Below are 15,301 nucleotides of genomic sequence, written 5' to 3' on the forward strand. Positions count from 1 at the left end.
TCATTTCAAACTAAGCCCTAGTGGGAATCGTTGTCAACATTGCTCAGCCTTAAAAACTTGCAACCAGGACTCTCTTGGGGAAATAAAAAATATTAATGGAAATCTTGCCCAATAGTACTGTGGTGGGGTAGCTTCATGGCCAAACTGAAAACCATTACCGAAAGGAAGCTTCTGTGCCTTCCCAACCCCGAGGTCGCTTCACCCGCACCTCATTAGCCCTAGGTAGTGCACTGATGCTGAGCATCAGCACGCCCTACGCCTGGGCTGGCCCCGATGACCACCGCCACGTCGCCACCGAAGCCCACGTCGATTCCCCCAAAGCCTTCTGGGATCCCGACACCAATAACTTCACCTTCAAAACCGAACACGGTGGCACCCTTCGCCCCATCGAAGAATCCGTGCACTGGATCGGCAAAGGCCAAGGCCAACCACAACAATTCGTCTACACCGTCGATGGCCGCATGCACTCTGAGGCCCTCGGCAAACCAGGCGACCTGCTCTACTGGGCACCCGCCCTCGTGAGCGGCCGTTACCCCATTTGGGTTGGCTACGGTGCCGATACCTCCATCCCGGCCGAAAACTTCAAAGACGGAGAATTCACCCTCGATATTGTTGGCTTCGAAGGCCCCGGCCGAATGGAACTTTTCGGTGATTCCGGTGGGGAAGGCGGCATCAACCGCGTTTGGTCCTCCCATGATCCTGGACTGCGCTCCACCTCCATTGCACCCGGTAACCACACCCATATCAACACCACCTTCACCAAGCCTGGCCGCTATGTGGTGCACTACCGCGCTACTGCCCGCGATAAACAAGGCAACCTCATTGCCTCTGCACCCCAGGCTCTAAGTTGGCAGGTCGGTGGCCGTAAACCGTCTCCCCAAGGCATCGGCGACGTCACCGAAGCCTATAACAAGGCACCTTCTTCCACTGCTGGCTCCGCCAGCTTCAACCCCACCTTCAGCATGCGCCCGCATAAGGCTGAAGGCGATATCACCCCAGGTGCGCAGTACCTCACCGATCTGGAATTTAGCACCGGCAACCCCCAAGATTCAGGCACCGCCGTCTTCTACATTGATGGCTACTACCTCACCGAGGTACCCGTTAGTGGTGGTAGCGCTAGCTGGGCTGAAATGATCGGGTCCTATTCCTCCCAGTTTCAGGTGGTCTATATCCCCGATAATGATCAAGGCAGCCCACGGTGGGTATCAGCACCACTGAACTATGATCGCAACCAGCCGGGCGTCAGCATCAGTGAAACCGCCACCGAGTTTCCCACCCCAGCTACCCAAGACCCGCCACCGGCTTTCGATCTTTCCGACAAAATCATCGAAGACCGCGGGGTCACGGTCACCTCTGAACCGGTGGATGCGGAAAACCGCACCTTCAAAATCAGCGTGATCCCCAATGATCCACGCCTTACGCTGCGCGTTGATGGTGGCTTCTATGCGATTAATGATCGCACCGGTAAGCCCTATCCCAACCCGGATTGCTCCGTGCAATTTACCTCCTCGCCTTCCCAACGCACCGCGATTCGAAGCGATGAGGTCTGTAGCCCCAAAGACACTGTGCTGATCCTCAAAGCCATCCCGGATTCATTGAGCTCAGCAGGAGCCGGGGTTGTCCAACCGGTATTAGAAAAGCGCCTTAGCGAAGCTGCTTTCAGCACCACCTTTGAGCTATCCGAGGCACCCTTCGTACCCCAAGATGGCAGCCCAGCTATCACCCCTTCCACACCAGCACCTTCACCTAGTGAAGTCACCACGAGCAGCAGTGTTGCGCCACCGCCACCGCCGCCTGCGCCAAAAACTCCGAAACTAGAACCAGTAGAGGTGCTGCGCGAGAAGGTGGAATTAGACCGCGGCCACATCGATCTTGGCCCGGTGCCCACCGAAAATGGCCTGGAATTCGTGCTTAATGATGACACCCGCAGCATCGTTAAGGAACATGTCGCACGCGACCCCGAATCCGTGACCATGATCGTGGATCCCTACTTCAAAACCCCACTTCCCGACAACGTGGAAAACACCCCCTACGCCTTTATGGGTAACTCCGGGGATTCCGTTTGGCTGGTGAGCCAAGTCCAACGCGACAACCGCCTGTGGCCAGGTTTTTCCACCGAACATGTCGGCGGCAAAGCCTTCAATATTGAAATCGAACCGGTCTCAGCACCCGAAGGCGCCAAATGGTGGGCCTACACCCAAGGACTCATGGGAATCGCCGAACGCCTGGCCTCCTATGAAACCAAAACCACCATCATTCGCGATACCCCCATCCACCTGCACAACAACTGGGTATTCACCAAACCCGGCACCTATGTCATGCGCATGCGGGCGATCGAACACGGCAATCCAGAAAACGCCACCGAACCAAAGCTCATCACCTTTGAAGTACGCGACCGCGCACCCGAAGTAGAGCCCGAAAGCAGCACCGAAACCACTGCGGCACCGCTGCCTGAAACCACCTCTGAACACAGCTCGGAAGCTCCTCAACCGGAACCCCAACCCGAACCAAGTTCAGATCCGGAACCCACTGACACACCGGAGATCTCGACTACTCCGAGCACCCCGACAACCTCGGTCACCACCGAAACTTCGGAGTCCCCAGTAGTCAGTGATGAGCCAAGCCCTTCAACAAGTGAAACCGCCACCACTGAGGAAACCTCTACCGCCGCACCGGAGACTGAAGTACCAAACCCGAGCCCTAGCAGCACTCCATCTACTTCCTCGACCTCTGCTCCCCATGCGGATGAGCTGGACCCGCGCGTTGCCGAGAAGGTGTGGATCCGAGAAGGCCATGCCGATATCGGACCGATGGTTAATGAGCAGGAACGCTCGCTTTCTAACCCAGAGATCATGGTCGGTCATGATGACGCCAGCTACCCCGGCGGTCACCGTCACTTCCTAGCGGATAACACGGTCTTCGTCGTGGAGAAGCACTTTAAACACACCTTGACCGAAGACACCGCGAAGGCCATGCCTTATCACGCCCATGCTGGTGACGTTGTGTATCTACTGCCTCAAACCCAAGAAGGCAATAGCCTCTGGCCTGGTTTCTCCACCCAGCACACAGGCGATGGCAAAGCCTATGACATCACCATCGTCCCGAAGGAACTCCCCCAAGGCGCACAGTGGTGGGCCTACACCCAAGGAGCCCTCGGCGGGGTAGGCCAGGTGCTAGCTGGTAGCGATGGCAGCCACGTGATTGCCAACTCCGAGCCCATGCACCTGCACGCGAATTGGCTGTTCACCAAGCCCGGCATCTACACCATGGATGTCAGTGCCAACGAGCACGACAACCCAGACAACACTGTGGCCGCACGTACCGTGACCTTCTTGGTTGATAGTGATGGCAAGGTGAGCTCCATTGGGACCGAAGCACCCAGTACTGCCCCAGGAGCCCCGGCACCTAGTACCACTCACCCCACTTCATCTAAGGCCCCCGGCGCGCCGCTAAGCAGTAGCTCCGCAGCACCTGCACCTAGTGCACCGAGCTCCCCTGGTGCACCCAAGGCCCCCAACGCTCAGGCAGGCACTGGCCCTAAGAGCGGAATCCTGGCAGCCACCGGTGCGAATGCTGGTTGGATGATCGCCCTGGCGCTGCTGGCAATGGGACTTGGTCTAGGAACCTTCGGCTACAAGCGAATGAAGGAAGCATAAAACCTAGCCCGAACCTCAACCGCAGTACCTAGGTCCGCACACAAAAATTTTCCCTCTGAACTAGACGCATTCGGCGTTAAAGCTCAGAGGGAAAATTTTTTATGCCGCCACACCACATGACGACCAGCTGGTGGCCTAGTCGTTATCGGACTCGGAATCCTCAGCAGGTTTCGCCACTGGTTTCGGAACTGCCGGGGTCGCCGCGCCGGGAGGTGGCACCGCAGCACCAGGAGTGGGTACCGCTGAACCGGGGGCTGCAGGCTTTGGTGTTTGTGGCTTAGGGGCACTCGACTTTGGAGTCGCGGCAGCAGGCTTCGGGACCGATGGGCTCGGCACCGTCGGTTTGGATGCCGCTGGCTTAGGAGCAGCCGGTGATGGTGTTGCCACCTTTGGTGTCGTTGAAGCGGGCTTCGGAACCGTCGGAGTGGGAACACTGGGCTTTGGCGCCGCCGGCATTGGTGCCACTGGCTTTGGTGCCGCCGGCTTAGGCGTGGCCGCGCCGGGAACAGCCGGGGTTGGCGTGCTTGGTTGTGGTGCCGGTTTTGGCACCGCAGGCTTAGGCGTCACCGGACCAGGTACCCCAGCGCCAGGAGTTGGCGCACTCGGTGCAGGTGCACTTGGTGTAGGCACATTCGGAGATGGCACTACAGGCTTAGGAGTCACAGGTTTTGGTGCACCCGGTTTGGGCGTAGATGCTCCCGGGGCAGCCGGGGTTGAACTACCCGGGGCCGCCGGAGTTGGAACACCGGGCTTTGGGGCCGTTGCCTTCGGGGCAGCGGGCTTTGGAGCCACTGGCTTTGGTGCCGCAGGCTTAGGCGTGGCCGCACCCGGAACCGGTGGCGTAGGAGCTGACGCCTTTGGAGCCGCTGGCTTTGGTGCCATGGGCTTCGGGGCTACAGGTTTCGGTGTGGCCGCTCCGGGCATAGGTAGGCCACCAGGGGCCGGAACCCCACCAGGAGCCGGAACCCCACCAGGCGTAGGAACTCCAGGTGCCGCAGGTTTCCCAGTTAATGCGCTGTCGCTAGGCGACTCGCGCTTAATGGGGGTAGGCGTGGCAGACCCCGGGGAAGGCACTGCCGCACCGGGAGTGGGAAGCGGAGTAGTCGTTCTCGGGGAGGCGCCCGGAACCTTCCTATCTGCAGCCGCATCCTTTGTGGCTGGCGTGCCACCTTCGGGCCCTAAGCCCGGCATGGGTAGAGCCGTGGGCTTCTTAGGTGCGGTATCGCGGATGGGTCTATCGAGGAACTCTGGGGGATGCGGGGTGGGCAGTTGGCCATCGACCAGGATGGAGTCGCGCAGCATCTGGGCGACGTCGCGGACCTGCGGACGCTGATCCTTGGGTTGGTCATCGCGCAGGGCGCGCACTCCGCCGCTCATCATGGTGTTGCAGAAGGGGCAGCCCACGACAATGGTTTCCGCGCCGGTATCGAGGGCTTCTTTGGTGCGGAACTCATTAATGCGGGTGCCGAGCTTTTCCTCCATGAACATGCGCGCGCCACCAGCGCCGCAACAAAAGGCCTCGTTGTGGGAGTGCGGCATCTCGCTAATGGAAGCACCGGTAGCGCCAATGAGTTCCCGCGGTGGGTCGAAGACCTGGTTGTGGCGGCCCAGGAAGCAGGGGTCGTGGTAGGTGATGGGGCGACGGTTCTCCGGGCCACGCGGGATGGGGGTAAGGCGTTTCTCGCGCACCAAGCGATTCAGCAGCTGGGTGTGGTGGAAGACATCGAAGTGGCCATCGAAGTCCGGGTATTCGCGGCGGAAAGTATTAAAGCAGTGCGGGCAGGTAGTGATGATTTTGCGTTGGCCGGCAGGAACGCCCTCGAAGGTGTTATTGAGGGTTTCGATATTTTCCGCGGCCAGCATTTGGAAGAGGAACTCATTGCCCGCGCGGCGCGCCGGGTCGCCGGTGCAGGTTTCGCCCTTGGAAAGCACCGCGAATTTCACGCCGGCGGTGTGCAGGAGCTCCACCACCGCGCGGGTGGTTTTCACGCCATCTTCATCAAAGGCGCCGGCACACCCCACCCAGAAGAGGTACTCCAGGTCAGCGAAGCTATCGACATCCTCACCGAAGATCGGCACCTCGAGGCCATCGCGGCGGGCAGCGGTGATCCAATCTTCGCGTTCCTTGCGATTACGCCCCCAGGGGTTGCCCTTGGTTTCTAGGGCGCGGAACATGGTGCCCAGTTCGCCGGGGAATTCAGAATCGCTTAACACCCGGAAGCGGCGTAGTGCCGCCACATGGTCGATGTGCTCAATATCGACGGGGCATTGGTCCACACACGCACCGCAATTGGTGCAGCTCCACAGCACATCATCGGTGACAATATCGCCGGCTAGTTTCAGCACATCCACCCCGGCATGTGGGTTATCAACATTGAGTGCCGCCTCGTTGATCTCGGCAGCTGCTTGTGGATTCAATGCTGCTTCCCGAATATCCATCATGAGCAGCTTCGGGTTCAGGGGCTTGTGGGTATTCCACGCGGGGCAGAGATCCTGACAGCGACCGCACTCCGTGCAGGTGGCGGCATCCAGGCGCATCTTCCAGGAAAGATCTTCTAAGTGGCCGGCACCTAGTTGATCATCTTCTCCCACATTTTCTAGGGTGAGGACCTCGCCTTCAGCGGTGCGCATGGGTGCCAGCGCCCCAAGGCCACCATCATCGCGTTTGAAGAAGATATTGAAGAAGGCGAGGATGCGGTGCCAGGCCACGCCCCAGGTGAGGTTGAGGCCCACCAGAGCCAAAAAGGCCATGCCGGCGAGCAGCTTGAGCAAGGCGAAGCAGCTGATGAGCACGGGGCTTTCGGGCAGCAGCCGCGCGATCTGGGCGGAGAGCAGATCCGCGATGGGATGCGCGTGACCGTAGGTGGCGGTTTTCGCTGCTTTGACTAGCAGCATGCCTAGGCCTTCGAGGAAAACAATCGCCTCAATGGAGCGTGCCGCCCAGGCTTGGGAACCGTAGAAACGCGAGGAGCGATCCTTATGCCCAAGCCTTAGCCGCACCACAATTAAGGCCAGGATGCCGAGCACGGTGAAGATGGCGAGGAGTTCTTCTACCCCGTGGTAGAAGGTCCAGGTGCGTAGGAAGGGCCAGCCGCCGGCGGGCCAGAAGGTTTGGATATAGGACTCGAACCACACCACCACGCCGAAGAGGAAGCCGACCATCACCACCCAGTGCGCAATGAGTACCAGGGGTTTACCCTTCATCCGGGTATGTCCAAAAACCTCAACGAGCATGCGCACAAAGCGCTTGGGGAGGTGGTGGAATCGCTCCGGTGCACTGCTGGTGCCTTGGGAGACAAAACGCCAGAGCTTCCACAATCCGCGCAGGAATATGGCCCACGCGGGAAGGGACAACACGATGCCCAAAATGCCGAGCAGTGTTGTGGGGGAGGAGATCATGGCTGAAGTGAACCTCTGGGCTGTGCTTTTCTTTTAGGTATGGGGTTTTAGGTATGGGGGTTTGCTGGCGTGGTTGGGCGATGGCGCGTGCCTTTGCCAGGTTGAGGCGAGGAGGAAGTGAAGCGTTCTTCGCTCCTTCACCACCTTAGAGCCCAGCAAGGGTCAGACCGTAGCGGCCAGCTGTGCACAGCGGACTATAAGGCATCGCAGCAATGTCCCCACAGTTCAGGCAAAGCTAAGTTCGATGCGCCGTGGGGTCGTCTAGAGAGCAGCGCCGCACCAGGCACCGCACGACACCACCGCGGCAGGGGGTTTAGGCTAGCGAACATGCACACAACCCCAAAGGTCATCCCCAATCGCCCGCTCTTTGTCTCCGCCACCCAAGAAGAAGCCGTCCACCTGCCCAAAGAATGCGCCCTCATCGTCACCGGCATCGGCACGCTGAACGCCACCATTACGCTCATGGACCTGCTGATTAGCGAACGCGAACAAGGCCGCACCCCCTCGCGCCTCATTAACTTCGGTACGGTCGGCGCCCTCCAGGATGGCCTGCACGGCATCTATGAAGTCAACCGCTGCCACCAGCATGACTTCGACCACGAGATCATCTCCGAGATGAATGGTAAGCCCTACCCCAACCACATCGACCTACCCACCAGCGGCCTGCTCGAAGAAAAGCGCCTCGCCACCGGTGATGCCTTCATCCACCGCCGCGAAGACCGCGAACGCATCGCCCGCGAAGCTGAGCTGGTGGATATGGAAGGCTACGCCATCGTGCGCGTCGCCCAGCACCTCGGCCTGCCCGTCACCCTCATCAAACAGGTCTCTGACCAGGCCAATGAAGATTCTGCAGCGCTCTGGGATGAGGCCGTGGAACTCGGCGCCCGCGAGCTCGCACAGGTGGCTTTCCACGTCGCCGAGGAACTAGAAAAGCGCAGCTAGGTGCGGCCTGCGCCGAGGTTGTGCTTTCCCCGAGACCCGCACCACCGGCAGCGCCACGCAAAACTTCGGTAGGGCAGTGCTTCCCCAGCTATGCCTCACCACAAAATTATTTTGGCGCGAATCCCCAAAGCTAAAAAGGGCGATGATGCCTTCACACTCGCATCATCGCCCTTAAGCTTTTCGCCCTAGATTATCCGTGGTTAGGAGGGGTCTTCGTGGTTAGGAGGGGTCTTCCTCAATCACAGTTTTAGCTTCAAAGACCTTCGGGGCGACGGTAGATTCCGAACGCCCGCGGCGGCGCTTCCCCGAAAGGTTGGTTAAGCGCCCACGCACCGCATTAAATGCTTCTTGGCTGGTTAAGGTCTTGCCCTTCGAGGTCGCTATCTCAATATCATCGATGGTGATTTCCCCTGCGCGTAGCGACACCAGCTCCGAGTGATAGCGCAACCACACCGCGATGGTGGCAGCCACCGGCACGGCCAAGAAGGCACCAATAATGCCAAAGAGGGTGCCGCCCACCGTCACCGCCAAAAGCACAATGGCGGCATGCAGGTCCATGGCCTTGGACTGCAGGATCGGGGAAAGAATATTGGATTCGAGTTGCTGCACCACCAGGATCAGCAATAGGGCCAATAGCGCATTGGTAAAGCCATTGGATACCAGCGCAATCACCACAGCCAAGAAGCCGGCGGAAACCGCACCAATAATCGGGATGAAGCCGGCGAAGAAGGTAATCACCGCGAGCGCCAACGCCATCGGTACCTTCAGCAGCACCAAACCAATACCAATAAAGACGGCATCCACTAGCGAGACCGCAGCTTGCGCGCGGATGAACCCAGCCAGGGTATTCCAGGTGCGCGAGAGCACCTCGGTGAGGTGCCAGCCCACATTGTTGCCGGTGAATTTACGCAGCCAGGGCAGGAACTTCGTGCCATCTTTGAGGAAGAAGAACACCAACACCATGGTCACCGCGGCCGTCACTGCAAAGGAAGAGGCCGTGGATAGGCCACTAAATACCCCAGAGGCAATGCGGCTGGAGTGATCTTGCAAGAAGGCAGTGACCTCGTTGACCATTTCATCAACGCGGTTAGATTCCAGGTTCAACGGCGGGCCTTGGATCCATTCCACAAAGCGGCGGCCACCTTCGGTAGCGCGATCCACCACCTGCTGGAATTGGGAGGTCACCGAAGGCGCAATGCCTGCGAAGACACCAAAGAGGACGGCGATGGTTCCCACCATCGTCACCACCACCGCCAAAGAGGCGGGGATCTTATGGTCCCGCATCCACTTCACTGGCGGCCACAGCACGGTGCAGATCAACAGGGCCAGCAGGATAGGCAGCACGCCCTTCCATACGGAACCAAGGATCTTAAAGGCAAACACCGCGGCGATGACCACGATGATGAAGCGCAAAGCCCAGCCGGCGAACCAGCGGCCATCGCGGCCCAAAATCAGGGCGCGGTCAATGGGGTGCTCTTCGCCATCATCCTCAGCCACCATGCCTTCTACAGCTTGGGCGAGGATCGATGGGGTATCGGCAGCTTCGGCGCGGGCACTGCGCGCCTGAGTTGCAGCGCTTGCTGCCTTAGGTCGGGGGCCCTTCGGGCTGGTGGTGGAGGACTGTTCAGAAGCCTGTTCTGATGTTTGTCCAGGTTCGTTGGCGTTCATGGGCTCCGATTCTCCCATATGCTTGTTCATTTATGGAATTGTTGGGCGCAAAATTGTCGCGAAGACCAAATCCCTAGGCGCAGGCCACAACGCACCTCAGGTGCACAGGCTGCTCAAGCCGTCGCTAAATATAAAAAGCACGGCACCTCACCAACCACAGTGAAAGTGCCGTGCCTAAGGCAATCGAGCGGGGCCTACTTAGGCGATAGATGCCTGGTAGATGCCCTCAATGGACTCAGCCAGAGTCTTATTGAAGTCCTCATCAGACTGATCCGCAGACAGCCCCTCGGTGAGCGCGCGAGAGAAGGACGCGATCAGGCCGGGGTTGCGGGAGAGACGCTCATTAGCATCAGTGCGTTCATAGCCACCGGAAAGGGCGACCACACGCATCACGCGCGGGTGCTCAATCAGCGGGGTGTAGAAGCCATCCTCGGTGGGGATGGTGACCTTCAGCATCACCTGCTGGTCCTCGGGCAGTTCATCCAAGCAGCGCTTAATCTCATCGCGCATCATCTTTTCGGCCTCAGCCTTATCCGGGGCGTTGATATCAACTTCCGGCTCAATGATCGGCACCAGGCCGTGGCTAAGAATCTGCTTGCCGACCTCAAATTGCTGCTCAATGACAGCCTTAATGCCCTCAGCATTGGCCTCATGGATCACCGAACGCATCTTGGTGCCATAAATGCCCTTTTCCACGGCGCGCTTGCACAGCTCGTCCAGGCCGGGGTTATCCTTCATGACCTGCACGCCATTTTCCTTATCTGCCAGGCCCTTATCGGTCTTCAGCAGCGGCACAATGCCCTTCTTTTCCCACAGGTACTGCGCGGTGGGGATGCCATCAATCTCACGATCCATGGTCATCTCGAAGAGAATCGCGGCGAGGATCTTCTCGGAGGTAAAGGAAGGCGAGGTGATGATGCGGGTGCGCATTTGGTGCACCAGGTCGAACATCTCATCTTCGCCCTGATAAGCATCTTCCGGAATGCCATAGAGGCGCAGGGCCTTGGGGGTGGAGCCGCCGGATTGATCCAGTGCAGCAATAAAGCCCTTGCCTTCGCGCATTACTTCAGTTTGCTTTTCGCTCATGGGGGTTAGCCTCCAAAAAATCTTGTCGAACCTCGTGTCCGTCAGGTGCCCCTTCGAGGGTAGGGCGCTTTCGCCAGCTTGTCGACGCCCATTACCCCCTAAGGTGTTAAGGATCTCAAAACTTTGTGCCTTAGGGCTTTAGTCGAGACCCGCCTCCCGCAGCCCCCATACATACTCATACTTGAGTGGGGTGCGCTCAAGCCGCGCCGGTTTTGTGCAAGGCGCGAGTAGAATTTCCAAAATCTTTAGCGCTATGACCTGCGCAAACAAAAATTTTCCAAAAAAGTTGAGCGAAGTGGGAACAACTTTGAGGGTTGCCCCGTTGTGCTTAGTGTCAGGTTGAGTGACATCGACTCAAGGCCCTCGCACATTCTGTTAGGGTCGCGAGGGGCCAACACCCTTTAGTTGAGTGCGATGCAATCAACTGAAGATGTACAGCCCAAGATGAAACAACAAAACAGGAGGACTTAATCAGCATGGGACGCGCAGTAGGAATTGATCTCGGTACCACCAACTCGGTGGTCGCCGTTCTGGAAGGTGGCGAACCCACCGTCATCGCTAACGCTGAAGGCGCTCGCACCACCCCCTCGGTGGTTGCCTTCGCAAAGAACGGTGAAGTGCTGGTTGGCCAATCCGCCAAGAACCAGGCAGTCACCAACGTGGACCGCACCATTCGTTCCGTCAAGCGCCATATCGGCAGCGACTGGTCTGTCGATATTGACGATAAGAAGTACACCCCGCAGGAAATCTCCGCCCGCACGCTCATGAAGTTGAAGCGCGACGCGGAAGCCTACCTGGGTGATGAGGTAACCGACGCGGTTATTACCGTTCCCGCTTACTTCGAAGACGCACAGCGCCAGGCCACCAAGGAAGCCGGCCAGATCGCCGGCCTGAATGTCCTGCGCATCGTTAACGAGCCCACCGCAGCAGCCCTGGCCTATGGCCTGGAAAAGGGCGATAAGGAACAAACCATCCTGGTCTTCGACCTTGGTGGCGGTACCTTCGACGTCTCGCTGCTAGAAATCGGCGATGGTGTGGTCGAGGTTATGGCCACCGCTGGTGATAATAAGCTCGGCGGCGATGACTGGGATCAGCGCATCGTTGACTGGCTGGTCGAAAAGTTCAAGGCCGCCAATGGCATTGATCTGACCAAGGACAAGATGGCTCTGCAGCGTCTGCGTGAAGCAGCCGAGAAGGCCAAGATTGAGCTCTCTGCTTCCCAGAGCGCCAATATCAACCTTCCCTACATCACCGTCGATGCCGAGAAGAACCCGCTCTTCTTGGATGAGACCCTGTCTCGCACCGAATTCCAGCGCATCACCGAAGACCTGCTGGCCCGCACCAAGGCCCCCTTCAACCAGGTCATCAAGGATGCCGATATGTCCGTCAAGGACATCGACCACGTCGTGCTGGTTGGTGGCTCCACCCGTATGCCGGCTGTTTCCGACATGGTCAAGGAACTCACCGGTGGCCGTGAACCCAATAAGGGTGTGAACCCCGATGAGGTTGTGGCTGTGGGTGCTGCCCTGCAGGCTGGTGTGCTCCGCGGTGAAGTCAAGGACGTTCTGCTCCTGGATGTCACCCCGCTGTCCCTGGGTATTGAAACCAAGGGTGGCGTGATGACCAAGCTCATCGAACGCAACACCACCATCCCGACCAAGCGTTCCGAGACCTTCACCACCGCTGAAGATAATCAGCCTTCGGTGCAGATCCAGGTCTTCCAGGGTGAGCGTGAAATCGCTTCCGCTAATAAGCTGCTCGGCTCCTTCGAGCTCGGCGGTATTGCTCCGGCTCCGCGCGGTATCCCGCAGATCGAGGTGACCTTCGACATCGACGCCAATGGCATCGTGCACGTCACCGCGAAGGACAAGGGCACCGGCAAGGAAAACACCATCAAGATCCAAGATGGTTCCGGTCTGTCCCAGGAAGAAATTGATCGCATGATCAAGGACGCCGAGGCTCACGCCGAAGAGGATAAGAAGCGCCGCGAGGAGCAGGAAACCCGCAACTCCGCCGAGTCCATGGTCTACCAGACCCGCAAGTTCTTGGAGGATAACTCCGACAAGGTCTCCGAAGACATCAAGGAGAAGGTCGAAAAGGCCGCTGGTGAAGTGGAAGAAGCCCTCAAGGGTGATGACCTGGACGCCATCAAGTCCTCGGTAGAGAAGCTCTCCACCGAATCGCAGGAAATGGGTAAGGCTATCTACGAGGCACAGGCTAACGCCGGTGCCACCCAGGCTGACGCTGGTAGCGAAAGCGCTGAAGGTGCCGATAGCGATGTCGTCGACGCTGAAGTTGTCGACGAGGAGGATGACAACAAGTGACCTACCCCGACGAGGGCCAAGCGAAGATGCCCGATAACCCCGGGGATCCCGCAGCCACCGACCCGGAGGCCACCAGCCCAGAGCAGGCCGAGGCTGCCGCTGATGCGGTAGCCGACGCCCAGGCGGAAGCCCGTGCCGAAGGTAAAGAAACCTTCGACCCGGAAGCCGTCTTAGAAGAAGAAGCCGAAGCAGAGGTGCAACGCCTAAGCGCCGAGGATGAAGTCCTAGGCACCGAAGCACCAGCTGAAGGAGCTGATCCTTTAAGCAGCTTGCAAGAGCAATTAGAGGAACGCACCGATGATCTCAAGCGAGTAACCGCTGAGTATGCCAACTACCGTCGGCGTACCGAGCGGGAACGCGGTCAGATCGCCGAAACCGCTAAAGCCCAGGTACTGAGCAGCTTGCTGCCGATCCTGGATGACCTGGAACTAGCCCGCCAACATGGTGATCTAGAAGAAGGTCCGCTGCGGGCTTTCGCCGATAAGCTGCAGAACACTCTCGGCGGCTTCAAGCTCACCCCCTTCGGTGAACCCGGTGAGGACTTCGATCCTGAGATCCATGAAGCAGTTCAGGATCTTTCGGAAGGTGACCACAAGGTATTGGGCACTGTCTTACGTCGCGGTTTCCGCGTCGGTGAGAAAGTAGTGCGCACCGCCATGGTGATCATTGCGGATCCTCAAGACAACAATGATGGTGCAACTGGCACCCAAGGTGCTACTGGCACCGAGGAATCCTAAACATTTCCAGCTAGGCGAGAACACCCGCGCTGCTACTACCCCTTAGCCCGGGGTAGTAGCAGACCGTGGGGAACTCCCCGAAACCTATTAGCCATAGATTTTTATAAAACTTTAGAAATACTCGATAAATTTGAATTAGCCCTGAGCTACCTAGCTAAGGACAACGCAACATCCGCTAGCGGATAGAAAGGAGGAGATGCCCAGTGGCACAGCGAGAATGGGCAGACAAGAACTATTACGCGGATCTGGGGGTCTCCTCATCTGCAACGGATGAGGAAATTAAAAAGGCCTACCGCAAACTGGCACGCGCTAACCACCCCGATAAGAACCCGGGTGACAAAGCTGCCGAAGAGCGCTTTAAGAAAGCCGCCGAAGCCTACGATGTCCTTGGGGATCCCAAGAAGCGTAAAGAATACGACGATCTAAAAGCGATGCTCGGAAGCGGTGGCGCTTTCCGTGGCTTCGGGAATGCGGGGCCCGGCTTTCCGGGAGGGTTTCGCGGCACGGAAGAAGAATTCGACCTCTCGGACATCTTCGCCCGAGCCCGAGCAGCACGATCCGGTGGAGGACCTGCTGAAGACGGCGGTCTGGGCGATTTCCTCGGTGGCGTTTTCAACCGCGGCGGCAGTGCTCGCCACGCAACTCGGCCGTCGCGGGGGGCGGACGTCGAAACCGACATCACCCTGGAATTCCGGGAAGCGGCGAAAGGGACCACGATTCCCGTCCAACTAAGCGGGAATGTGCCCTGTAACGCCTGCCATGGTTCCGGCTCTACCTCCGGAAACCCCTCTAATTGTGGGGATTGCCATGGCACCGGATTCACATCCGAAACCAAGGGTGCCTTCGGGTTCTCTGCACCGTGTACGACCTGCCATGGCACCGGCCAGGTGATCACCGATCCCTGTAGTACCTGCTCTGGTAGTGGCACAGTGCACCGCACTCGCTCCATTACCGTGCGGATCCCCGCAGGTGTGGAAGATGGCCAAAAGGTGCGGCTAGCTGGGCAAGGTGAAGCTGGACGTAATGGGAAGCCAGCTGGTGACCTCTTTGTCACCGTGCATGTGAAACCGGATGAGGTGTTCCGCCGCAGCGGTGATGATCTGGAAGTCAATGTGCCAGTTTCCTTCAGCGAACTCGCCTTAGGCGACACCATTACGGTGCCGACCTTAGATAATGCGGTTCGGGTCAAAGTCCCAGCCGGTACCCCAGATGGGCAGATCCTTCGGGTTCGTGGGCGTGGTATTCCGGCCCGTGGGAGCTCCAAGAAGGCGGGTGACCTACTGGTGACCGTACGAGTGCAGGTTCCGAGCAACTTGGATCCAGCGGCTCGAAGTGCACTACGTACCTATGCCCAAGCGGAAAAGGATGCTGGGTTTAACCCCCGTGAGGGCTGGGCTGGGGCTCGCTAACTCGCGTGTATAAACCATGCGCGTGATGCCTCAACCCTTATCCCGCACCGATTCACCCCAGGCCGTGAGTGCCAAACCTC

8 protein-coding genes are annotated in these 15,301 nt (G+C 58.7%); 5 read left to right on the forward strand and 3 right to left on the reverse strand.

The window, feature by feature from the left end; genetic code table 11:
* Positions 1 to 173 precede the first annotated feature (173 nt).
* On the forward strand, positions 174 to 3,656 hold the full coding sequence (locus BMZ01_RS07150) for a choice-of-anchor M domain-containing protein (RefSeq protein WP_092285921.1): 3,483 nt from the start codon (positions 174 to 176) through the stop codon (positions 3,654 to 3,656).
* 135 nt (positions 3,657 to 3,791) lie between these two features.
* On the opposite strand, the gene BMZ01_RS07155 is transcribed toward BMZ01_RS07150, so the two are convergent.
* A complete protein-coding gene (locus BMZ01_RS07155; protein WP_092285923.1) occupies positions 3,792 to 7,055 on the reverse strand; it encodes a (Fe-S)-binding protein in 3,264 nt (1,087 codons plus the stop codon).
* Between the two features lie 327 nt (positions 7,056 to 7,382).
* Here BMZ01_RS07155 and BMZ01_RS07160 point away from each other — a divergent pair, with 327 nt between their 5' ends.
* Positions 7,383 to 7,997 (forward strand): nucleosidase, encoded by a 615-nt coding sequence (locus BMZ01_RS07160; protein ID WP_092285925.1) that lies wholly within the window; start codon positions 7,383 to 7,385, stop codon positions 7,995 to 7,997.
* A 219-nt stretch (positions 7,998 to 8,216) separates the two neighbouring features.
* On the opposite strand, the gene BMZ01_RS07165 is transcribed toward BMZ01_RS07160, so the two are convergent.
* Together BMZ01_RS07165 and BMZ01_RS07170 are read right to left on the reverse strand one after the other, a co-directional pair.
* On the reverse strand, positions 8,217 to 9,695 hold the full coding sequence (locus tag BMZ01_RS07165; RefSeq protein WP_223845895.1) for an AI-2E family transporter: 1,479 nt from the start codon (positions 9,693 to 9,695) through the stop codon (positions 8,217 to 8,219).
* Positions 9,696 to 9,863: 168 nt separating this feature from the next.
* Positions 9,864 to 10,751 carry a fructose bisphosphate aldolase gene (locus tag BMZ01_RS07170; RefSeq protein WP_092285929.1) on the reverse strand — a complete coding sequence of 296 codons (888 nt, stop codon included), beginning with the start codon at positions 10,749 to 10,751 and terminating at the stop codon, positions 9,864 to 9,866.
* A gap of 476 nt (positions 10,752 to 11,227) precedes the next feature.
* Between BMZ01_RS07170 and dnaK the strand changes: the two genes are divergently transcribed.
* From dnaK to dnaJ, 3 genes are all read left to right on the forward strand, one after another.
* On the forward strand, positions 11,228 to 13,075 hold the full coding sequence (gene dnaK / locus BMZ01_RS07175) for a molecular chaperone DnaK (protein ID WP_092285931.1): 1,848 nt from the start codon (positions 11,228 to 11,230) through the stop codon (positions 13,073 to 13,075).
* A gap of 26 nt (positions 13,076 to 13,101) precedes the next feature.
* Positions 13,102 to 13,812, forward strand: a complete 711-nt coding sequence (gene grpE, locus BMZ01_RS07180) for a nucleotide exchange factor GrpE (RefSeq protein ID WP_092286024.1) — start codon at positions 13,102 to 13,104, stop codon at positions 13,810 to 13,812.
* 203 nt (positions 13,813 to 14,015) lie between these two features.
* Positions 14,016 to 15,221: a molecular chaperone DnaJ gene (dnaJ, locus tag BMZ01_RS07185; protein ID WP_092285933.1), complete on the forward strand. Its 1,206-nt coding sequence runs from the start codon at positions 14,016 to 14,018 to the stop codon at positions 15,219 to 15,221.
* Positions 15,222 to 15,301 lie beyond the last annotated feature (80 nt).

It is taken from the genome of Corynebacterium spheniscorum, assembly GCF_900113445.1.
In the GTDB taxonomy this organism is placed as follows: Bacteria; Actinomycetota; Actinomycetes; order Mycobacteriales; family Mycobacteriaceae; genus Corynebacterium; species Corynebacterium spheniscorum.

What these genes read in the sequence shown, in the direction of transcription:
- BMZ01_RS07165 (WP_223845895.1), bottom strand. Translation starts at nt 9,695, where the DNA reads ATGAACAAGCATATGGGAGAATCGGAGCCCATGAACGCCAACGAACCT.
- grpE (WP_092286024.1), top strand. Translation starts at nt 13,102, where the DNA reads ATGCCCGATAACCCCGGGGATCCCGCAGCCACCGACCCGGAGGCCACC.
- BMZ01_RS07155 (WP_092285923.1), bottom strand. Translation starts at nt 7,055, where the DNA reads ATGATCTCCTCCCCCACAACACTGCTCGGCATTTTGGGCATCGTGTTG.
- dnaK (WP_092285931.1), top strand. Translation starts at nt 11,228, where the DNA reads ATGGGACGCGCAGTAGGAATTGATCTCGGTACCACCAACTCGGTGGTC.
- BMZ01_RS07160 (WP_092285925.1), top strand. Translation starts at nt 7,383, where the DNA reads ATGCACACAACCCCAAAGGTCATCCCCAATCGCCCGCTCTTTGTCTCC.
- BMZ01_RS07170 (WP_092285929.1), bottom strand. Translation starts at nt 10,751, where the DNA reads ATGAGCGAAAAGCAAACTGAAGTAATGCGCGAAGGCAAGGGCTTTATT.